We start from the raw sequence: 20,590 nt of genomic DNA, 5'->3' as shown, positions 1-20,590 counted from the left end.
GGAATTCGAGCCAACGGGTTGGCCACGCTTCCCTGCCCGCGCAAGGAGGAACGTGCTGGAGACGTTCACCCGCGAGCGCATCGCCCGGGGCTCCGGTATCCTCCTGGACATGCACACCGGTGAGGGGGACACCCAGGGTCTCGCGGGCAACCGCGGCGAGGCGGCACTTCCAGCATCAGGGGCGCGGGCATTGCCCTGGTGGAAGGAGCCCACCCGGGAACAGTGGCGGACGTTCCTGGCGGCCTGGGTGGGCTGGGTGCTGGATGCCTTCGACTTCACCATCTACCTGCTGGTGATGCCGGAGATGGCGAAGGAGTTCGGCGTCGGCGTGACGGTGCTGGCGGGCTCCATCACGCTCACGCTGCTGGTGCGCCTGGTGGGTGGAGTGGCCGCGGGAGCGATGGCGGACCGGTGGGGCCGCAAGCTGCCGCTGATGCTCTCCATCCTCTGGCTGGCGCTGTGCGACGGCGCGGTGGCCCTGGCGCCCTCCATCACCTGGGTGCTGGTGCTGCGTACCCTCTTCGGCTTCGGCATGGGCGCCGAGTGGACGAGCGGCGCCACGCTGGCCATGGAGAACTGGCCCGAGCGCAGCCGCGGCATCGCCTCGGGCATCCTCCACGGGGGCTGGGCCGTGGGCTACCTGCTGGCCGCGGTGGTGTCCGGCTTCGTGGTGCCCCTGTGGGGCTGGCGAGCGCTCTTCGTCATCGCCGCGGTGCCGGCGCTGCTGGTGCTGCCCATCCGCTACGGCGTGCCGGAGAGCTTCGATCGCGAGAAGGCCCTCGCGGAGCGGCGGGCGCGAGCCTCGCGGGGGCGCATGGATCCGGTGCTATTGACGCGGCTCGCGTGGGGCTCGCTGGTGATGGCGTGCAACTTCGGGGGCTATTACGGGCTCACCAGCCTGTACCCGGTGCTGCTGAAGACGGAGCTGGGGATGAGCGTCCAGGGCGTGTCGGTGCTGGTGACGATCGTCAACGTGGGCATGCTGCTGGGGACGGCCATGTGCGGGGCGATCGCCTCACGGCTGGGCGTGGCGAAGGCGGTGGCCATCGCCGCGTTCGGCGTGCTGCCCTTCCTGCCGCTCTACGTGGGCATGGTGCCCGGGCTGATGTGGCTGGGCGCCTTCGCCGGTGGCTTCTTCGGCGCGGCCCCTCCGGGCATCGCCCCGCTGCTGCTCACCTCGCTCTACCCGGCGAGCATCCGCGGCAAGTGCGTGGGGCTCGTCTTCCACGTGGGCGCCTTCGTGGCGGCCTTCATTCCCACCGGCATGGCGGCGCTCGTCGAGCACGCCGGTTTCACCCACGCCCAGGTCATCATGGCGGTGGGCGGCGTGTGTCTGGTGGCCATGGCCCTGGCGCTCACGCTGCGCCCCAGGGCCACGCTGGACGAGGCTCCCTCCGAGGCCCCCTCCCTCCTGCACGGGTGAGAGGGCCTCGCTCCACCGCCGTTACCGCGGGACGAGGGTGAAGGCGATGTCCTTCATGTCGATGCCGGGCCCGCGGATGCGCAGCTTGCCCTCCACCCGGGTGACGCCCTGGGTGGATGCGTCCACCTGCGTGACCGAGCCCACCACCTCCGAGGCATCCGCCACGCTGCTTCCGAAGAGCGGCATCGCGAAGGGCTGCATCAGCCACCGGTCCCCATCCAGCCGCGCCCAGACCCGCTGACGCTGCTGAGTCCCCGAACCTTGGGGAAGAACCGTCACGGTGAGCCCGCCCGGACGGGAGGCCTCGGCCGTCTCGAGCACGAAGTCCACGGGCGTGGTGCCCCCGCGCCCCGGAACCTGGACCGTCATGCGCATGGCCCCCGGCCAGGTGCCCGCGGCCGGCTTCGCGACCGTGAACTCGCTCCCGAGCTCGCCCCAGAGCGCGCCGCCGGAGAGGAACGGCAGGCCCGGCAGCACCCGGAAGCGGTAGCGGGCCCCCTGCGCGAGCGGTGCCGCTGGCACGAACGTCAACCGTCCGCCCTGGACCTCCACCGTGCCGGACACGCGATTGCCGAGCGCGTCCTCCAGCACCACGAACTCCGCCGCCACCTCGGCGGCCGTCTTCCCCTGGGAGTCATCCACCGGGTCCGCGAAGGCCACGGACGGGCGCACGTCCGGATAGACACCTTCGTCGCTGTCGATGTCCGGCCAGATGCCCATCGGCGCCCCGCCCTTCGGCGTCAGCTCGCGCAGGAACGCCAGGAGCTCCGCGCGCTCCTCGGCGCTGAGTGACACCTTCACGTAGTCGATCGCCACGTCCAGGGCGGCCTCCAGGCTCCGGGCCTGCGCGCCCACGAAGTAGATGCCGTGACGATAGACGCCCAGGAGCGTGGGGATGTCGGCCGGCTCACCGGACTTGCCCTGCGTGACATACGCACGAGACGTGTACAGCGGCGGCGTGTGGCACCCCGAGCAGGAGGCCTTGCCCTCGAAGAGCTCTTTTCCACGCAGGGCGGCCTCGGTGTAGCTGCCGTCCAGCCGGGTATGACCCGTGGCCCTGGGAGCCCCGAGCAGCGAGCCCAGGAAGGACTGGAGGCCGAGCGCCTCCTCGGGCGTGGCCGGACGCGACACGATGGACGCGGGCCCCTGGTAGCCGAAGTTGTCGGAGCTGGAAACATAGGCACCCCACTCCAGCGGCGTGGTGGCATCCAGCAACTGCAACGGGCGGACGTTGTGCCAGATGGACGGACCGAAGCGCCACACCATGCCGTCGTTCTGCGTCTCCACATGGCAGCTCGAGCAGGAGTGGTTCGCCGCGAAGCTCCCACCGGGCCGGGTGAAGACGCGCTCGCCGAGCGCCACGTTCGCGGGACGCGGATCCTCCGCGAGCTTCACCTTCTGGAACACCGTCCCGTCCGCGCGCAGCACCCACAGCTCGAAGCTCTGGAAGCAGTGGATGGCCACCGTGCCCGCGGCATCCAGCGCCACCATCTGCCGGGCCCCCGGGCCCACCGCGACCCGGGCCTTCTCCGCGAGCGTGTTCCGATCGAGCGCCACCACCACGTCCGAGGACTCGGAGGAGACCCACAGCGTGTCCCCCACCACGAGCACCCCGGCGGGATTGACCACGGGGCCTCCGGAGCCAGCCTGTCGCGTCAGGTCCGCGCGCCGCAGCACGCTCGGCACCGCCGCGTCCGCATCCACCACCACCACCTCGTGCACGAAGGGCTTCGCCGTGGGCTCCGCCTGCGAGGGCTCGGGGTCTCCATCGGTCGCGGCGACGTACAGCTCGGCACCGTCCGCGGAGAGCGCCAGGGCCCGCAGATCGGCGGACACACCCTCCACGGTGGTGATCGTCGTCAGCGACGCGGTGTCGACCACCGAGATGTCCTGGTCATCCCCCAGCCCGTACGTGCCGCGCGTGTCCTTGATGCGGTTGCCGGAGCGGTACGAGGCCACGAAGAGCCGCCGGCCATCCGCCGAGAGCACCATGGCCCGGGGATCGAACCCCACCTCCACCTGCGCCACGACCTCGCGCACCGTGAGGTCCACCACCGCTACCCGGCGCTGCGTGGCCAGCGACACGTACAACCGCCGGGCGTCCGGCGAGAGCGCCAGACCCGAGGGCTCGTCCCCCACCCACAGTGAATCCACGAGCACGCCGCGCGCCCGATCGATGAAGCCCACGGTGTCGCCGCCGCGCTGGGCGACGAGCACATAGGGCAGCGGCTCGCGCCAGGCCAGCGCCGAGGGCCACGCGCCCACCGTCACCTCGCCATGCTTGCGCCAGTACGTGCCGTCCACCCGCGCGAGGCGGCTCACGGTGTAGGACGCGCCATTCGCGGTCCACAGCTCCTCCCCGACGCGCACCACCCCGGAGAGCGGCGTCAGGTAGTGGTTGCGGAAGCGCTCGGCCGGAGAGCGGGCCACGACATGGAGCGACACCTCGGAGTTGCTCAGCTCGCCTGCCCGGAGAACGTAATCGCCGGGCACGTCGGGGGTGAAGCGCGGCTCGGGGGCTCCCCGCGTATAGGCGGTGTTGCGGCTACCCTCGGGCGCGGAGACGACCTGCCACTCCAGGGTGGAAGGGCACTGCGCGTCCTGCTTCAGCCGGGGCAGGTAGAAGGTCTCACCCAGGGTATGGGAGCGCGGGTTCTGCTGCGGGAGCGGCGCCTCGGTGCAGACGGGCTCCGGGCCCGGCTCCGGCTCATCACGGCACGCACTGGCCGACAGCAACAGCACCGACGCGGAACAAAGGAGGAAACGATTGGCTCGCATGGGACCCCCTGGATAGAGGCCCCACCCCTCGCGAGCAACTCTTCCCGCATGCACCAGGAACCGCACGGTAGGATGGCTCACATGTCGCGAACGCTGAGAATGACGACGTGGGAGCAGGTACGGACCGAGCTCGACGCGCTGGAGCGCTCGGAGGGTGCCTCGGTGCCCGGCCCCTGGACGCTGCCACAGGTGCTCGTCCACTGCGCCCAGAGCATCGACTGCTCGCTCGACGGCTACCCGAGACTGCGCCCGGCGCTGTTCCGCGCGACGATCGGCCGCATCGCGAAGCGGAAGTTCCTCTCGCAGGGCTTCATGTCCCACGGGCTCGATGCGGCCATTCCGGGTGCGCCCGCGCTGGAGGACGCCGGCCTCGCTCCGGCCCTGGCGCGGCTCCGCCAGGCCATCACCCGCTTCGAGACGGCCGATGCCTCCGCGTTGAAGCCCCACCTCGCCTACGGCCCGTGCGACAAACGCGAGTACGAAGCACTGCATGCCATGCACCTCGCCGACCACCTGGGCGCGGTGCAACGGTCTCCGGCCACCCGCGCGGCGTGAGGCGGGTGGCGGTGACCCGTCGCTCCCGAGGCTGTCAGGGGCAGTGGTAGGCTGTCCGGCATGGCCAGCAACATGTCGTGCATCGGCATCACCGCGAGGGATCCGCAGGACTTCGGACGCCGCATGTCGTTGCTGCTGGAGCGCAGCGAGTCCGCGGGAAAGTGGGGAGCCCATGAGCTGCGCGTCTGGTCGGATGCAAGTGGCGCCAGCGTCAGCTTCGTGGTGTCGGAGGACGGCGTGGAGTGCGCCACCCCGGGCTTCCGCGCACGGTCGCGGCTCCAGGCGCGCGCGGCGCGGTTCGCCAGCGATCCGGATTGCCGCTTCTGCGACCCGCTGCTCGTGGAGATCCTGGACGCGAAGGGCGAGCCCTTCTACCCGTTGGCCACGCAGCTCGATGACCTGTTGCTCACGCGCGAGCGGGTGAGCGAGGGGGCGATGCTCGAACTGGGCCTGTGTGCCTTCGCGCGCGGCATCGAGGTCTGGACGGACGAGGCGGCCTTCCTCACGGCGCAGGCGGAGGAGGAGGTGAGGTTCGCCGCCGAGTCCCTCATTCCCTCCGGCCTGTTCTCACCGGAGGGGGAGGAGCATCCCGAGGCGGCCGAGGCCTTCCTCACGGGCCGGGTGCTGGAAGCCGGGCTGAGGGAGAACCTCATGACGGGGGAGACGTTCCAGCACGCCATCGTGCGGACGCTGGGAGGGAACTACGACGTGCTCGCCTCGCCCCGGGACCTGGGGGCGCCGCTGGAGCCCGGCAACATCATCCAGGGCGAGTTCTGGCTGGTGGGGAGGGTGATGTCGGGCCTCACGGAGGCGTCCCGCCCCGGGATGCAACAGCGGCTCGTCCGTGCCTGAGCGTCCGCGCCGCCGAGCGGGTATCCTGCACGGTGAGGAGCTGGCATGGCGAACGGTCACAGGGGTCGAGGCAGCCCGGGGCGGTCCGATGAGACACGCATTGCCCCGCAGGAAGAAGACGAGCGCACACCGCCCCCCCGGGCGAGGCGAGCGGACGAGACGCGCATGGCTCCCGTGGCGGAGGTGGCCGCGGAGCCGGAGGCCGAGCAGCCCGAGGGTGAATACCGGACGATGTTCGCGACCCACGCGGCGCTGTTCGCGGAGAGGCTGAAGGACAGGTTCGCGAAGAAGATCTACGGGCGCACACCGCACCGGGTGCTGCGCATCGACGAGCCCGAGGGACCCAGCACCGCCGGAGGGAAGCTGGCGCGGCAGCCCATCTCGCTCGTCCCGAGGAAAGGCACGGCGCCGACGATCGTCTGCGGCTGGGTGGACGTGGCCAGGAAGGAAGCGCAGCTGCGCGGCCACGAGTCCGTGGCGAAGCGGTACGAGGCCCACCACGGCACGCCGATCGACATCGCCGAGGAGGACTACGAGCGCTGCATCGATGACCTGTCGGAGGCGCTGATCGCGGGCGGCATCAAGGTCCGGGTGATCATCCCGGAGGAGCCCGCCGCGCGCCCAGCGTCATCCCCTGCCCCAGAGGGTGGAGCCCAGGGTTTCCCTCTGTGGATGGTGGGAGCCGCGGGCGCGACGGCCTTCCTGCTCGGATTGATGATGGGGAGGATGACGGGCTGACGCATCAGGACTGCCTCTACCCATGAGGTAGAACCTCTGCCCCATGTCCATGAGGATATTTGTCACCGCGCTCCTCCTCGCCTTGGCTCCCGTACTGACCGCCCTCGCTGGGCCTCCGGACGCGCTCCGGATGGAACGGGATGTGTCCATCAAGATGGGCCCACTGCCTGGGGGACGGCTGAAACTCTCGTTCGAGCTGTCTTCTCCCTTGCAGCGAGACTTCACCGTTGAAGAGGCCCGTGTCATCCTGGCCTTTCACCATCAATCACTGACCGCGCCGGAACCGAAAGGCTCCCTGCTCGCCGCCACGGGCAAGGTGCCATGCGCTTCGGGCTGCGCTGCGGTCACTTGGGAGGAACAGCTCCGCGCGGAATACTTCGCGAAATACGGCTCCCCCACCTTGCATCTGCCGGAAACGCTCGAGAACAGCCGACAGGTGATGGCCCTCCGACTCTCGACCCGGTTCATGGGCAATGGTTTCCGCCATGCGGCGCATGAGCTGTTCAATGACCCGCTCTTCGTCTCGGGAGTGGTCCTCTCCTCGGTCCTCTACATGGCCTCCTGGCTGGCGCCCGAGCCCTTGTTCTCCAAGATATTCGCCGCGAGGCTGACCCTCTTACTCATGACGAGCTTCACCGTGGCCGAGCTCCGCAACGTGGCCGTGACGGTCATGCGGCTGTACAAGGACGCGGAGCAGGCGAGGACGGTGAAGGAGTTGGAGAAGATCGCGGAGCGCTTCGGGAAGGCGCTGGGAGGTACCGGACTGAGGCTGCTGGTGATGGTGGCGAGTTACGGAGTGGGCAAGGCACTTCCGGGCGTCCCGCCGGGCGGCTTGCGAGGCAGACAATGGGCTCCGGCCGGTGCGGCTGCGCTGGATGATCTGCTGATGACCGAGGCGACGACGGTGCAGGTCGTGGCGGATGGCAGCGTCGTCATCGCGGGAGCGACGCTCGGGAACACGGCAGCCTCCGCACGGGCCGAGAGCATCTGTGACGACGGCTCGAACAAGAACGGCGAGTGGCATCACCTCGCCACCATCGGCAACCGGAAGTCATCCGCGCGAGGTGGTCCGTGGACTCCACGGTTCGAAGAACTATTTGAACAAGCGGGAATGATCCTCAATGACCCCGCGAATCTCATCCACATCCAAGGTCACCAAGGACCGCACTCAGAGCAGTACCACCAGACGATCCATGATCGACTCCTCGATGCGCTGCGTAATTGCACAAGCGTAGGTGATTGCAGGCGCGCCTTAACGGATGAGCTCAAGAAGATTGCCGACGAACTCTGTACCCCAGGCACTGCGCTCAACAAGATGCTGATCAAAAAGGCCAGTCCATGAATTTTCGAGACACTTCTCCGCCCACCTATTTCCGGCTCACCCAGAACGTTTACACCCCAGATGGAGCTCACGGCTGGGTGTTTCAAGGCCCTTTCGACAAGCAAGGTGCAAGACTCGATGACCCGTGGCGGTACACGGACGGAAAGCATCTCGATGTGACGGACATAGATGGATCGCCCACGTTTCGGATCGCCCAGCCTGCTGGGAGCCCTCTCGACTTCAACATCTCGGGACTGGGCATCCCCGTGATTCCCGAGCGCGTTGTGCGCATCTTCGAGCGCCTGGGAACAAAGGACGTGCAGTTCCTGCCAGCGAGGGTCACCTCACTCGCAGAGCCCTGGTTCATTCTCAATGTCACCCGGGTCGTGCGCTGCATCGACGATGCTCGCTGCAGTGAGGTGATGTACTGGAAACCCGAGGATGGACAGCCCAAGAAGGTCGGCACCTACCGGGCTGTTTACGACATGCGCATCGATCCGACGAAGACCGAAGGCGCGCGCATCTTCCGGACCTGGGGCTGGCTCGTAGCAATCGTCGTCTCCCAGGACATCAAGGAGGCCCTGGAGCAAGAACATATCTCCGGGGCCAAATTCATCGAGGTGTGAATGCCAGAACGCGGAGCAGCCCTTACGCGCCGATCAGCGCGTCCCACTCTCCACGCAGATACGCCTCCAGCGTCAACTTGCGTCCGAGCCGGTGGTCCGTGACGAGGCCATCCTGGCACCGGATGGTGCGCACCTTGTCCCCGCGCTGGCCGCTGCCCACCTGGCTGCGCCGTTCCGCGTTGGCCGCCCGGGCCGGGCCCTCCTGACGGGCCTGGAGGAGCCGTGCACGCAGCACGCGCAGCGCCGTGTCGCGATTGCGGTGCTGGCTGCGCTCGGACTCGCAGCGAACGGTGAGGCCCGAGGGCAGGTGCGTGAGGACGACGGCGCTCTCCGTCTTGTTCCGGTGCTGGCCACCGGGCCCACTGCCGCGGCTGGTACGCCACTCCAGCTCGGAGGGAGGAATCACGAGCGAGGAGTCCTCGGGCTCTTGGAGGACGGCCACCGTCATCGTACTGGTGTGCACGCGGCCACGCTTCCGCGGGGAGCCTGACGGACTGACACAAAGCCCGCCTCCTGGGCGAACACCCCGCCTTCGATCATCTTCGAGCGGAGCCGACGACGTATGGTTACCGCCGCAGCGCCTGCTCGTAAGCCGCGAGCGTCTCGTCCGCGCAGCGCGCCCAGGTGAACAGGGCCGCCTGCCGCTTCCCCTCCTCCGCCCAGCGTCGCCGCTCGGTGTCCGAGCGCAGCAGCCGATCCATCGCCTCCGCCAGCCCCTCGGCATCATCCGGCCGCACCGCCAACGCGCCCTCGCCGCACACCTCCGGCGTGGCCCCCGTCGTGGACACGATGGCCGGCGTCCCCAGCCGCATGGCCTCCAGCGGCGGCAGCCCGAAGCCCTCGTACTTCGAGGGGAACGCGAACACCGTCGCCCGCCGCATCAACTCGAAGAACACGCCCTCGGACTGGTACCCCAGCGAGCGGATGTCGTGCCCCTCCGAGCGCATGCGCGCCACGCGCGTCTCCACCGCCCCCGAGCCGAACCAGCTCTGCCCCGCCATCACCAGCGCCGCCGGCCGTCCCCGTGCCTTCAGCCGCTCGAGCGCGTCCAGCACCAGGCTCACGTTCTTCCGCACGTCCAGCGAGCCCGCGTACAGCACGTACCGCTCCGGCAGCGACAGCGTGCGCAGGTGGGCCTCGGCGGTGGCATCCGGTGCATGGCGGTCCACGTGGTCCACCCCGTTGTAGACCACCGCCACCTTGCTCTCGGCCTCGGGATGGCGCGCCAGCAGATCATCCCGGGTGCACGCGCTCACACAGAGGATCCGGTCCGCCACCCGGACGCTCCGGGCCAGCCACAACTGGAACTGCCAGCGGTAGGCCCTGGACACCGTCTCGGGCATCAGCAGGGGAATCAGGTCGTGAACGGTGACGACGTACGCCTTGCCCGGAAGGCGCACCAGCGGGAGATTGAAGTTGCCCAGCGCGTGGTACACCCGCGCCTCCGAGTCCCTCAGTACCTGGGGCAACCGGCCCAGCACGTAGGCGGTGCGCCCCAGGTGACCCCGGGGGTCCTCCCCGGAAACCCGGGCGCCCAGCCGCTCCAGGCGCACGCCCCGGGCCTCCAGGCCCTCGGCCAGACAGCGGGTGTAGAGACCGATGCCCGTGGTGGGCTCGTCCCAGAGACTCGCATCGAAAGCGACAGGACCCATTGACACGGTGCGCCTCATAGCACGGTGCTGTGATAGGCAGGGTGCCCCTATGGCGGTCCATCAGCTGATTCCGAGCTTCGTGGCGGGCGACGCCTCCGGACAGGCGGCGCTGCACCTTCAGCTCCTGCTGCGCCGGCTGGGCATCTCCGGCGAGCTCTACGCGGGCGAGGTCGGTGCGGGCCTCGACTCCCTGGCGCACCCCGCCTCGGCGCTGCGTCCCGGGCCGGATGATCTCGTCCTCTACCACCACGGCATCGCCTCGCCGCTGAGCAGCCGGCTGATGCACCTGCCCTGCCGCCGGGGCGTCGTCTTCCACAACATCAGCCCCGCGCGCTACTACACGGGCACCCCGCTGGCCGAGGCGCTCGTCACGGGCCGGGCTCAGCTGGCCGCCATGGCCCCCTTCGTGGACGTGGCCCTCGGCGTGTCGGACTACAACTGCGCCGAGCTGCGCGAGGCCGGCTACCGCAACGTCCACACCGTCCCGCTCTTCGTCGAGCCCCAGCGCTTCTCCGAGTCCAACGCGGACAAGGCACTGCTGGCGCGGCTGTCCGGGACGGGTCCGGTGGTGCTCTCGGTGAGCCGGGTGGCGCCGCACAAGCGCTTCGAGGACCTGCTCGCACTTCACGCGGAGTTGCTCGAGCTGCGGCCCGAGGCGCGCCTGCTGGTGGTGGGTGGCTACGAGCCGGGCAGCCGCTACTTCAAGTCGCTCCAGCGCAGGGCGAGCGAGCTGGCCGGGGTGCACTTCCTCGGAAGGCTCAACCACGCGGAGCTGGTGGCCGCGTACCGCACGGCGGACGTCTTCGTGTCCATGAGCGAGCACGAGGGCTTCGGCGTCCCGCTCATCGAGGCCATGGCCGCCGAGGTGCCGGTGCTGGCCTACGCGGCGGCGGCCGTACCCGAGACGCTCGGGGGCGCGGGCATCGCCTTCGACCAGAAGCGCTTCGCCTTCCTCGCCGAGCTGGTGGTGGACATGTGCGAGGACGCATCCCTGCGCGAGCGCCTGCTCGCGGGCCAGGCCCGGCGGCTGAAGCACTTCTCCGCCGAGGAGACCCAGAAGGCCCTCGCGAAGGCCCTCGGTGAGGACAAGCACCCCAGGCGCCGCGCCCCGTCGGCGAGGAAGAAGCCCCGGGTGGGCGTCGTGGTGCAGCGCTACGGCGAGGTGACGGGCGGAGCCGAGCGCCATGCACAGCAGGTGGTGGAGCAGCTCGCGCCGCACTGGGACCTGACGGTGCTCACCACGTGCGCGAAGAACCACCTCACGTGGGAGAACGTCTTCCCGCCGGGCGAGGAGCAGGACGCGCACGTGGAGGGCGTGAAGGTGCTGCGCTTCCCGGTGACGCGGGTGCGGAACATCCGTCCCTTCAACGCGCTGTCCAAGCAGGTCTTCGACAAGCCCAACGAGCGGCTGCGCGAGGAGCACTGGGTGGCCGAGCAGGGCCCGGTGGTGCCCGGCCTCCTCGAGCACCTGGACGCGCACGGGGCGGATTACGACGGCTTCGTCTTCTTCACCTACCTGTACGCGCCCACGGTGTGGGGCCTGCCGATGGTGGCGAACCGGGCGCTGATCGTCCCCACGGCGCACGACGAGCCGCCCATCCGCTTCGGCGTGTACGCGGACGTCTTCGAGCGCCCGCGAGCCCTGCTGTGCAACACGCCCGAGGAGGTGGAGCTCATCGGCCGGTACTACCCGGACCATGCGCCCGCGCGGGTGGTGGGCGTGGGGGTGGACGTGCCGGAGAAGGTGGATCCCCAGCGCTTCCGCGAGCAGTACGGCGTGCGCAACCCGTACCTGCTCTACGTCGGGCGGCTGGAGGCGGGCAAGGGCATCCCCGAGCTGCTCGCGCACCACCGGGAGCTGCGCGCGCGCTTCCACGACGCACCGGACCTGGTGCTCGCGGGCGAGGCGCACATGGACTTGCGTGGCGAGGGCGTGCGCCACGTGGGCCGCATCGGCGAGCAGGACAAGTACGACGCACTGGCCGGGGCGCTGGCGGTGGCGGTGCCCTCGCGCTTCGAGAGCCTCTCGCTGCTCACGCTGGAGGCCTTCGCCTCGGGCACGCCGGTGCTGGTCAACGGGCACTCGGAGGTGCTGGTGGGCCAGGTGGAGCGCAGCCGGGCGGGCCGGACGTACACGGACCTGGAGTCGTTCATCTCGGGGCTGCGCGAGGTGGGCGAGCAGCGCGCCGTGCTGAGCCGGCGGGCGAAGACGTACGCCGCGAAGTACACGTGGCCCCGGGTGGTGGACGCCTACCGGGAAGAGATGGATCGCATCCTCAGGGAGAAGAGCCGATGAAGCTGATGGGACGGGACATCCCCGCGCGCGAGCTGCTCGCGCGCATCGAGGAGCGCCTGCGCACGAGGGGCCTGCCCACCTCCGAGCCGGCGGACGTGCCGGAGGAGGGCGTGGAGCCGCGGGTGGATCCGCTCTCCTTCTATCTCCAGGCGCTGGAGGAGCACTCGGACGCCACGCGCGCGCTGCCGCTGCACACCCACCGGGGTGGCGCGGGCCAGTTGGTGCTGGTGGCCAAGTGGGCCTTCCGCAAGACGTGCCAGGTGTTCATCAACGAGGCGCTCTCACGCCAGCGCGTCTTCAACGGGCACGTGCGAGACTCGTACGCCCAGCTCTCCGCCGAGGTGATCCGCCTGCGCGCCGAGGTGGAGTCCCTGCGCGCCGCCCAGGCGGGCACCCAGGCCCCGACGCCTCCGTCCGCCGAGGCTCCGGCGCGTCCGCGTCGCACGGCGAAGCAGGCCAAGGCCCCGGACGAGAAGTAGGCCCCCTTCCCACCCCCAGGAAGCGTGCTAGAGAGGGCCGTCCCCGAGGACCTCCGTCCGTACCGGGGGAGGCACCCATGCTCAACAACAAGAAGATCTGCGTGGTGATGCCCGGCTACAACGCCGAGCACACCGTCAAGAAGACGTACGAGGAGATTCCCAAGGACATCGTGGACGATGTGATCCTCGTCGACGACAGCTCCAGCGACCGGACGGCCGAGGTCGCGCGCTCATTGGGAATCCACACCCTCGTGCACCCGAAGAACCGGGGCTACGGCGGCAACCAGAAGACCTGCTACGCCGAGGCCCTCCGGCGTGGCGCGGACATCGTGGTGATGGTCCATCCGGACTATCAGTACACCCCCAAGCTCATCCCCGCGATGGCCTCGGTCATCAGCAGCGGCATCTATGACGTCGCGCTGGGCTCGCGCATCCTCGGCAACACGGCGCTCACGGGCGGCATGCCGCTCTACAAGTTCGTGGCCAACCGCTTCCTGACGGCCGTGGAGAACATCCTCGTCGATCAGAAGCTGAGCGAGTACCACACGGGCTACCGGGCCTTCTCGCGCGAGGTGCTGCTCTCGCTGCCGCTCGAGGAGAACGATGACGGCTTCGTGTTCGACAACCAGATGCTGGTGCAGGCCATCCGGTTCGGCTTCCGCATCGGCGAGGTGAGCTGCCCCACGCGCTACGAGGAGCAGTCGTCCTCCATCGGCTTCATGAAGAGCGTGCGCTACGGCTTCGGCGTGCTGGAGGCAGCGGCCCAGTACCGGATGATGAAGCTGGGGCTCCTCCACCCCCGGTTCCTCGCCGACGACGGGCGCAGGCTGCAGATGGATCCCGAGACCGCCCAGGGCGCTCGGGAGGCGAGTTGACGTGACGCCCGGTACCCAGGAGCGTTCCCACCTCGCGCCCCTGCTGTCCGTGGCGGCCGTGACGTTGGGTTACGCGGTCCAGTTCGGCAATGGGGCCCGCCACCCGGACTCCATGGTCCTGCTGACGGTGGCGCTGGTGGCCTCGCTGCTGGCCGTGGTGCTGCCGGAGCCCCGGCACGCCAGGCTCGTCCAGCTCGCCGAGCGGGCGACGATCCTGCTGCTGGGCATCGGGCTCATCGGACAGTTCATCTTCCTGGCCACCAGCTCGCCCGCCGTACACCTGCGGCTGGGCCGCGGTGGCTTCACGTCCTTCCTGACGGGCATCGCGGTGGCGGCGGTGCTGGCCGGAGCGGGACTGAGCGGGAAGCCCTGGCTGGGGAGGCTGCGGCTGCCCGTGCTGGTGGGCGTCCACATGGCGCTGGGCTCGTGGATCATCCACTACTCGCCCCACCCGTTCATCGACGTCTACACGTTCCACGTCGAGGCCTTCAAAGCGCTCTCCCAGGGCATCAACCCCTTCGCCATCACCATGCCGAACATCTATGGGCACGAGCAGTTCTACGGGCCCGGGCTGGTGGTGAACGGGCGGCTCCAGGTGGGCTTCCCCTACCCTCCCTTCAGCCTGATGCTGTCGTGGGTGGGTCACCTGCTGGGCGGGGACTACCGCTACACCAACCTGGCGGCGATGGCGCTGGCCGCGCTGCTGATGGGCACCTGCCGCCCGGGACAGTGGGCCCAGGTCGCCGCCGTGGTCTTCCTGTTCACGCCTCGGACGTTCTTCGTGCTCGAGCAGGGGTGGACGGACGCGTACGTGGCGCTGCTCGTGGCCGCCACCGTCTGGAGCGCGTGCCGGGCTCCCCGTCTGCTCCCGGTGGTGCTGGGCCTGCTCTTCGCCGTCAAACACTACATGGTGATCGCCGCCCCACTCGTGGTGCTGCTGTATCCGGGTCCCCAGCCGTGGCGGGAGACGCTGCGCACCCTGCTGAAGGCCGCGGGGGTCGCGGCGGTGGTGACGCTGCCCTTCGCCGTGCTGGATCCGGTGGCCCTCTACAATGATCTGCTGGGGTTCCAGATGCGCCAGCCCTTCCGCATGGACGCGCTCAGCTACCTCGCCTGGTGGGCCGCCCGGACGGGCCAGCAGCCGCCCTCGTGGCTCGGCTTCGCGATGGTGCTGCCCGCCCTCGGGCTCTCTCTCTGGCGCGCGCCCCGGACCCCCGCCGGCTTCGCCGCCGCGATGGCCATGACCTTCACGGTCTTCTTCGCGTTCAGCAAGCAGGCGTTCTGCAACTACTACTACTTCATCATCGCCACCCTGTGCTCGGCCATCGCGGCATGGACTCCTCCGCGTCAGGAGCAAAGGGCCGCACAGTGAACCCGGGAACGCTGAACGAGACAGGGCCCGACAGGTGGCGGGTACTCGTGACGGGCGTGCTGCTGGCGCTGGGCACGCTGCTGTTCCGGCTCCCGGCGTTCCTCAACTCCGACGCGGCCGACTCGGACATCACCGTCGTCGGGCTGCAGGCCTGGCACCTGGCACGAGGGGAACGCTCCCTGCTGTTGTGGGGCACGGACTACCAGGGCATCACCGCGTCCCTGGCCGCGATGGTCCTCCAGACGCTGCTGCCCGTGCGCCCCTCGCTGGCCCTGCTCCTGTCCTCGGTGCTCGGACACGTGGTGTTGGTGCTCTCCCTGTTCGGAGTGCTGAGGCGGGTGCTCCCGCTGGCCCTGGCGGTGCTCGCCGCGGGCTGCGTCGCGGTGTGTCCCGAGCCGCTCAACTACCTCACCTACAGCGCCTTCCGGATCTGGTCCTTCGCCCTGGTGTTCCTGGGGCTGTACCTCGCCGAGCGGGCCGCGGGGGAGTTCCGCCCCCGGTGGCACATGCTGCTCGCCGGGCTGGCGGGAGTGGCGGTGGGGCTGGGCTACTACTCGGACCTGTTCACCATGCAGTTCCTGCCGGGGCTGGTGCTGTACCTGCTCTGGTGGACCTGGGGCGCGGCCCGTAAGCCGAGGTGGCTCGCCCTGGGCGCCGTGGTGGCCGGCTTCCTGGTGGGCAGCATTCCCCGCTTCCGCGCCGACATGAAGCCGCCCGCGCTCAGCGAACTCTCCCTCGAGCAGATGAAGCGGGTCTGGCCGCTCTTCTGGGAGCAGTGCCTGCCCTACGTCACGGGGGCGAAGCTGTTCTCCTCGCTGGACGGATTCCATCGGCCGGAGGTGCGGCCCGAGGGATTCTGGTTCGTGTTGATGGTGCTGGGATTGGGCACCTTCCTCCTGCTGGCGCTCGCGGGGGGCCTCATCGCCCTGCTGCCCATCGCGGACAGGACGGCCCGCCGGCTGGCGTGGTGTGGCGCGGGCTGGATGGGGGTTTCCCTCATCGGCTTCCTCTTCACCGGCCGGGCCGTGGACATGATGAGCGCGCGCTACCTGGTCCCCGTGCTGCTCGGCTTTCCGCTGCTGGCGGCACCGGTGCTCGACAGGCTCGTGCGCAGCGGGAGGACGGCGGTGGGGATGGCCCTGCTGGTGCTGGTGGTGGCGCACTTCGGGGTGGCGGGCTGGCGGGGCTATGGCGGCTGGGTCGACGGCCCCCTCCCCCATGTCACGCGCTACGGCCGTGGAGAGGACGAGCAGGCCCTGCTCCAGGAGCTCCAGCGGCGGGGCGTGGAGGCGGCCACGGGCGACTACTGGGCCGCCTACCGGCTCACCTTCCTCTGGAAGGAGCAGCTCCTGATGCCGCCGTCCTTCGGAGCGGAACGCTACGGCCCGTACCAGCGGAAGTTCGCCACCGCCCGCCGCAAGGCGTTGATCTTCTTCCCGGCCATCCCGGTGACGAGCTTCAAGGTGCCCGAGCCGTGGGAGGAGCGCTTCCGCCGCGAGCGGCGCCCCTACGAGCGGGTGACGGTGGGCCCCTACACCGCGCTCATCATCCAGTGAGAAAACGCCCCCGGGCCCTCTCGCCCGTGGGGCAACCGGCCGTAGGGGATTTCCGTCACCGGACCGGGGCGGGCGCTCCATCAGCCCGAGCCGATGTGGATGTGGCTCGCACGTTCTGCGCGTTGAAGAAGGTGCACGGCCGGGTGGAGGGGCCCCAGTAGCCCATCTGATCGAGTCTGCTTGCTTTCCAGTCGGCGGGCCGCGAAATAGGGCCCGCCAGGCAGCCGTTCTGCCCTGGTTGCTTTCCAACACTCCTAGTGACATGCGCCCCTTGACCGCTCTTCCTTCCAACGACGGCCCCACGCTGACCCTCGGCATCTCCGGCTTCAGCTTCGAGGATCTGTACCGCCCCCGCGGCCTGCGGCGCCTGGCCGAGCGCTTCGACGAGCAGCTCGCCGCCGACGAGCCCGAGCTCTTCAAGGCCTTCGAGGCCTACCGCAAGTCCGGAGGCGAGAGCCTCGGCGGCCCGGCCGAGTCCGAGCTGCTCATCCGCGTGTCGCGCCACGTGTCGGCCTTCATCACCCGGCTGTTCGGCCTGGAGACGGAGACGGAGCGGCTGGCGCGCCACCTCAAGGGCGAGCTGCCGCTCTTCGACTTCAAGCGCGAGTTCATCACCCGCCGGGTCTTCAAGAAGGGCGCGGCGGACCGTCCGTCGCTGTCCGAGTACCCGTCGCTGGACGCGCGGATGCGGCTGATGCTGTCGCTCGCCTTCCCGGAGGCGCTCGCCAGTGACGACGTGGAGCGCGCGCTGGCCGAGTCCATCCTCACGCTGATGGACCTGGAGCGGCTCTTCTCGAACACGTCCGGCAACCTGCCGCCGCTGACGCCCGAGCAGGGCGAGGCGCTGCGGGCGAAGTGGACGGGCATCCGCGCCGCGCTGCTGTCCGGGCCCGAGGGCAAGGAGGCCTTCGGCTCCAGCCTGGTGACGCAGGGGGACGACGCGGCGGAGCTGCAGTCGGTGCGCAACCTGCTGGCACTGGCGGACCGTTGGACGTACGCCCGCGCGCTGCACCCGGAGATGAAGGAGCTGTTCCACAAGTGGCCCACGCACCGGGTGCCCAAGCCGCTGGTGTTCGACCAGCTGGTGCACCTGGAGCGTCCGGACGAGAAGCTGCCGGAGATCACCCAGGGCTCGGACCACCACCTGCGCTACCGCGACGGCTTCAAGCTGACGGATCCGCGGGGCACGCCGCGCGAGGTGATGGGCGAGGTGGACTACTGCGTCATCTGCCACGAGCGCGAGAAGGACTCGTGCTCCACGGGCTTCAAGGCGAAGGACGCGGTGGCCGAGGGCCACACCTTCAAGAAGAACCCGCTGGGGATTCCGCTCACCGGCTGCCCGCTGGACGAGCGCATCTCCGAGGCGCACGCGCTCAAGCGCGAGGGCAACTCGCTGGCGTCGTTGGCGGTGGTGATGGTGGACAACCCGATGTGCCCGGGCACTGGCCACCGCATCTGCAACGACTGCATGAAGGCCTGCATCTTCCAGAAGCAGGAGCCGGTGAACATCCCCATGGTGGAGACGGCCGCCCTGACGGACGTGCTGAACCTGCCCTGGGGCTTTGAAATCTATGGCCTGCTCACGCGCTGGAACCCGCTGAACGTGCGCCGTCCGTACGCGCTGCCGTACGTGGGCCGCAACGTGCTGGTGGTGGGCCTGGGGCCCGCGGGCTACACGCTCTCGCACTACCTGCTCAACGAGGGCTTCGGCGTCACGGGCATCGACGGCCTGAAGATCGAGCCCTTCGAGGACGAGCTGGTGGGCCGCAACGGCAAGGCGATGAGGCCCATCCGTGACTGGAAGGCGCTCACTCGCGAGCTGGACGAGCGGATTCTCGAGGGCTTCGGCGGGGTGTCCGAGTACGGAATCACCGTGCGCTGGGACAAGAACTTCCTCACGCTGATGCACCTGACGCTGGAGCGGCGGCAGAACCTGCGCATCTACGGCGGCATCCGCTTCGGTGGAACGCTGACGATCGAGGACGCGTGGCAGATGGGCTTCGACCACATCGCCATCGCGGCGGGCGCGGGCAAGCCGACCATCATCGGGATGAAGAACAACCTCATCCGGGGCATCCGCAAGGCGAGCGACTTCCTCATGTCGCTGCAGCTCACGGGTTCCTTCAAGAAGGACTCGCTGGCGAACCTCCAGGTGCAGCTGCCGGCCATCGTCATCGGTGGCGGCCTGACGGGTATCGATACGGCCACGGAGCTGCTGGCCTACTACCCGGTGCAGGTGGAGAAGACGCTGGAGCGCCACGAGAAGCTGGTGGCGGAGCTGGGCGAGGAGGCGGTGCTCGCGCGTCTGGATGCCGAGGAGAAGGTGACGTACCAGACCTTCCTGGAGCACGGACGGGCGGTGCGGGCCGAGCGTCAGGCGGCGCGGGACGAGGGCCGGGCGCCGGACTTCATCCGGCTGGTGCGGAACTGGGGCGGTGTGAGCCTGGTGTACCGCCGTGGCCTGACGGAGTCGCCGGCCTACCGGCTCAACCACGAGGAAGTGGCGAAGGCGTTGGAGGAAGGCATCCGCTTCATCGAGCGCATGAGCCCGGTGGAGGCGTTGCCGGACGAGAAGGGAGCGGTGAAGGGCATCCGCTTCGAGCGCATGGTGACGAAGGAGGGCAAGCTGCGGGGCAGCGGCGAGTTCTTCGAGCTGCCGGCGCGCACGGTGTGCGTGGCGGCGGGCACGGCGCCCAACGTGACGTACGAGAAGGAGTACCCGGGCACGTTCGAGCTGGACGAGAACGGCGAGTACTTCAAGAGCTACGAGCTGGCGGAGCAGGCGGACGGCTTCGGGCTGGCGCCGGTGGAGCCGGTGGAGGACATCGCGGCGAAGGTGGGCTTCTTCACCTCGTACCGGAAGGACGGGCACCTCATCTCGTACTTCGGCGACAACCACCCGACGTACGCGGGCAACGTGGTGAAGGCCATGGCGAGCGCGAAGGACGGCTACCCCGAGGTGGCGCGTCTGTACGCGAAGGAAGTGGCGGCCATGGACTTCGACGACGAGCTGGCGCAGGCGCGGCGGGACGAGAAGCTGGCCGAGCACTTCGCGAAGCAGGACGAGGCCTTCCTGGCGACGGTGGTGACGGTGAACCGGCTGACGCCGACCATCGTGGAGGTGGTGGTGAAGGCGCCGTTCGCGGCGAAGCACTTCGAGCCGGGCCAGTTCTACCGGCTGCAGAACTTCGAGCGGAGCGCGACGGTGGTGGACGGGGTGCGCCTGACGATGGAGGGGCTGGCGCTCACGGGCGCGTGGGTGGACAAGGAGAAGGGGCTGATGGGCACCATCGTGTTGGAGATGGGCTCGTCGTCCCGGCTGTGCGCGGCGCTGAAGCCGGGCGAGCCGGTGGTGGTGATGGGTCCCACGGGTGCGCCGACGGAGATCGGCCACGACGAGACGGTGCTGCTGGTGGGCGGAGGCCTGGGCAACGCGGTGTTGTTCTCCATTGCCCGCTCGCTGAAGGCGGCCGGGTGCAAGGTGGCCTACTTCGCGGGCTTCCGTCAGCGCGCGGACGTCTTCAAGCGCGAGGAGATCGAGGCGGCCACGGACCAGGTGGTGTGGTCGGTGGACGCTGGGGAGCTCATCGAGGCGAAGCGGCCGCAGGACACGTCGTTCCGGGGCAACGTGGTGCAGGCGATGCTGGCCTACGCCAAGGGGGAGCTGGGCGTGGCGCCGGTGGCGTCCTTCAAGGACGTGAACCGGATCATCGCGATCGGCTCGGACCGGATGATGAGGGCGGTGCAGGAGGCGCGGCACGGGGTGTTGCAGCCGTACCTGAACTCCGAGCACGAGGCGATCGGCTCCATCAACTCGCCGATGCAGTGCATGATGAAGGAGATCTGCGCGCAGTGCTTGCAGCGGCACGTGGATCCGCGGACGGGCAAGGAGACGTGGGTGTTCTCCTGCTTCAACCAGGATCAGCGGCTGGACCAGGTGGACTTCGTGAACCTGAACCAGCGCCTGCGGGGCAACACGGTGTTGGAGAAGGTGGCGGACCTGTACCTGGCGCAGCTGCTCAAGAAGGCGCCGAACCTCCGCCGCGTCTGACGCACGCCCCCGCCCT

Annotated in this window: 15 protein-coding genes; 12 read left to right on the top strand and 3 right to left on the bottom strand. The window is 69.4% G+C overall.

Annotated elements, in window-relative coordinates; all coding sequences use genetic code 11:
• Nucleotides 1-52: 52 nt before the first annotated feature.
• Nucleotides 53-1,423: an MFS transporter gene (locus tag Q664_RS30575; RefSeq protein WP_043403573.1), complete on the top strand. Its 1,371-nt coding sequence runs from the start codon at nucleotides 53-55 to the stop codon at nucleotides 1,421-1,423.
• A 21-nt stretch (nucleotides 1,424-1,444) separates the two neighbouring features.
• On the opposite strand, the gene Q664_RS30570 is transcribed toward Q664_RS30575, so the two are convergent.
• Nucleotides 1,445-4,201, bottom strand: a complete 2,757-nt coding sequence (locus Q664_RS30570; RefSeq protein ID WP_160174532.1) for a hypothetical protein — start codon at nucleotides 4,199-4,201, stop codon at nucleotides 1,445-1,447.
• A gap of 81 nt (nucleotides 4,202-4,282) precedes the next feature.
• Between Q664_RS30570 and Q664_RS59410 the strand changes: the two genes are divergently transcribed.
• From Q664_RS59410 to Q664_RS30545, 5 genes are all read left to right on the top strand, one after another.
• A complete protein-coding gene (locus Q664_RS59410) occupies nucleotides 4,283-4,756 on the top strand; it encodes a DUF1569 domain-containing protein (RefSeq protein WP_063934781.1) in 474 nt (157 codons plus the stop codon).
• Between the two features lie 60 nt (nucleotides 4,757-4,816).
• The gene (locus Q664_RS30560; protein WP_052518870.1) at nucleotides 4,817-5,608 is read left to right on the top strand and encodes a hypothetical protein; all 792 of its coding nucleotides are present in this window, start codon (nucleotides 4,817-4,819) and stop codon (nucleotides 5,606-5,608) included.
• Between the two features lie 165 nt (nucleotides 5,609-5,773).
• Nucleotides 5,774-6,346 carry a hypothetical protein gene (locus tag Q664_RS30555; RefSeq protein ID WP_052518869.1) on the top strand — a complete coding sequence of 191 codons (573 nt, stop codon included), beginning with the start codon at nucleotides 5,774-5,776 and terminating at the stop codon, nucleotides 6,344-6,346.
• Nucleotides 6,347-6,488: 142 nt separating this feature from the next.
• Complete coding sequence (locus tag Q664_RS30550; RefSeq protein ID WP_075207554.1) at nucleotides 6,489-7,688, top strand: AHH domain-containing protein; 1,200 nt, start codon at nucleotides 6,489-6,491, stop codon at nucleotides 7,686-7,688.
• Nucleotides 7,685-8,293: an imm11 family protein gene (locus tag Q664_RS30545; protein WP_075207550.1), complete on the top strand. Its 609-nt coding sequence runs from the start codon at nucleotides 7,685-7,687 to the stop codon at nucleotides 8,291-8,293. Before Q664_RS30550 ends, Q664_RS30545 begins: the two co-directional genes overlap by 4 nt.
• A 22-nt stretch (nucleotides 8,294-8,315) precedes the next feature.
• Here Q664_RS30545 and Q664_RS30540 read toward each other — a convergent pair whose 3' ends face one another.
• Together Q664_RS30540 and Q664_RS30535 are read right to left on the bottom strand one after the other, a co-directional pair.
• Nucleotides 8,316-8,756 carry a peptide chain release factor-like protein gene (locus Q664_RS30540; protein WP_152622427.1) on the bottom strand — a complete coding sequence of 147 codons (441 nt, stop codon included), beginning with the start codon at nucleotides 8,754-8,756 and terminating at the stop codon, nucleotides 8,316-8,318.
• 103 nt (nucleotides 8,757-8,859) lie between these two features.
• Nucleotides 8,860-9,945 (bottom strand): glycosyltransferase family 4 protein, encoded by a 1,086-nt coding sequence (locus tag Q664_RS30535; protein ID WP_043403569.1) that lies wholly within the window; start codon nucleotides 9,943-9,945, stop codon nucleotides 8,860-8,862.
• Nucleotides 9,946-9,994: 49 nt separating this feature from the next.
• Here Q664_RS30535 and Q664_RS30530 point away from each other — a divergent pair, with 49 nt between their 5' ends.
• From Q664_RS30530 to Q664_RS30505, 6 genes are all read left to right on the top strand, one after another.
• Complete coding sequence (locus Q664_RS30530; RefSeq protein WP_043403568.1) at nucleotides 9,995-12,241, top strand: glycosyltransferase family 4 protein; 2,247 nt, start codon at nucleotides 9,995-9,997, stop codon at nucleotides 12,239-12,241.
• A complete protein-coding gene (locus tag Q664_RS30525; RefSeq protein ID WP_043403567.1) occupies nucleotides 12,238-12,720 on the top strand; it encodes a hypothetical protein in 483 nt (160 codons plus the stop codon). The genes Q664_RS30530 and Q664_RS30525 overlap by 4 nt, the downstream gene beginning before the upstream one ends.
• 77 nt (nucleotides 12,721-12,797) lie before the next feature.
• The gene (locus Q664_RS30520; protein WP_043403566.1) at nucleotides 12,798-13,595 is read left to right on the top strand and encodes a glycosyltransferase family 2 protein; all 798 of its coding nucleotides are present in this window, start codon (nucleotides 12,798-12,800) and stop codon (nucleotides 13,593-13,595) included.
• 1 nt (nucleotide 13,596) lies between these two features.
• Complete coding sequence (locus Q664_RS30515) at nucleotides 13,597-14,967, top strand: hypothetical protein (protein WP_043403565.1); 1,371 nt, start codon at nucleotides 13,597-13,599, stop codon at nucleotides 14,965-14,967.
• Nucleotides 14,964-16,523: a glycosyltransferase family 39 protein gene (locus Q664_RS30510; RefSeq protein ID WP_152622426.1), complete on the top strand. Its 1,560-nt coding sequence runs from the start codon at nucleotides 14,964-14,966 to the stop codon at nucleotides 16,521-16,523. Before Q664_RS30515 ends, Q664_RS30510 begins: the two co-directional genes overlap by 4 nt.
• Nucleotides 16,524-16,785: 262 nt before the next feature.
• Entirely contained in the window at nucleotides 16,786-20,574 is a 3,789-nt protein-coding gene (locus Q664_RS30505; RefSeq protein WP_043403563.1) for an FAD-dependent oxidoreductase, read from the top strand.
• The last annotated feature ends 16 nt before the right edge of the window (nucleotides 20,575-20,590 follow it).

Origin of the sequence: Archangium violaceum Cb vi76, from assembly GCF_000733295.1 — a bacterium.
In the GTDB taxonomy this organism is placed as follows: Bacteria; Myxococcota; Myxococcia; order Myxococcales; family Myxococcaceae; genus Archangium; species Archangium violaceum.
Note: the sequence above shows the minus strand (reverse complement) of the source record. Positions and strands in the feature narration are given on the sequence as shown.

Excerpts from the sequence above, each read along its gene's own strand:
- Q664_RS30570 (WP_160174532.1), bottom strand. The coding sequence starts at position 4,201 with ATGCGAGCCAATCGTTTCCTCCTTTGTTCCGCGTCGGTGCTGTTGCTG.
- Q664_RS59410 (WP_063934781.1), top strand. The coding sequence starts at position 4,283 with ATGTCGCGAACGCTGAGAATGACGACGTGGGAGCAGGTACGGACCGAG.
- Q664_RS30560 (WP_052518870.1), top strand. The coding sequence starts at position 4,817 with ATGGCCAGCAACATGTCGTGCATCGGCATCACCGCGAGGGATCCGCAG.
- Q664_RS30555 (WP_052518869.1), top strand. The coding sequence starts at position 5,774 with ATGGCTCCCGTGGCGGAGGTGGCCGCGGAGCCGGAGGCCGAGCAGCCC.
- Q664_RS30545 (WP_075207550.1), top strand. The coding sequence starts at position 7,685 with ATGAATTTTCGAGACACTTCTCCGCCCACCTATTTCCGGCTCACCCAG.
- Q664_RS30535 (WP_043403569.1), bottom strand. The coding sequence starts at position 9,945 with ATGGGTCCTGTCGCTTTCGATGCGAGTCTCTGGGACGAGCCCACCACG.
- Q664_RS30530 (WP_043403568.1), top strand. The coding sequence starts at position 9,995 with ATGGCGGTCCATCAGCTGATTCCGAGCTTCGTGGCGGGCGACGCCTCC.
- Q664_RS30525 (WP_043403567.1), top strand. The coding sequence starts at position 12,238 with ATGAAGCTGATGGGACGGGACATCCCCGCGCGCGAGCTGCTCGCGCGC.
- Q664_RS30520 (WP_043403566.1), top strand. The coding sequence starts at position 12,798 with ATGCTCAACAACAAGAAGATCTGCGTGGTGATGCCCGGCTACAACGCC.
- Q664_RS30505 (WP_043403563.1), top strand. The coding sequence starts at position 16,786 with ATGCGCCCCTTGACCGCTCTTCCTTCCAACGACGGCCCCACGCTGACC.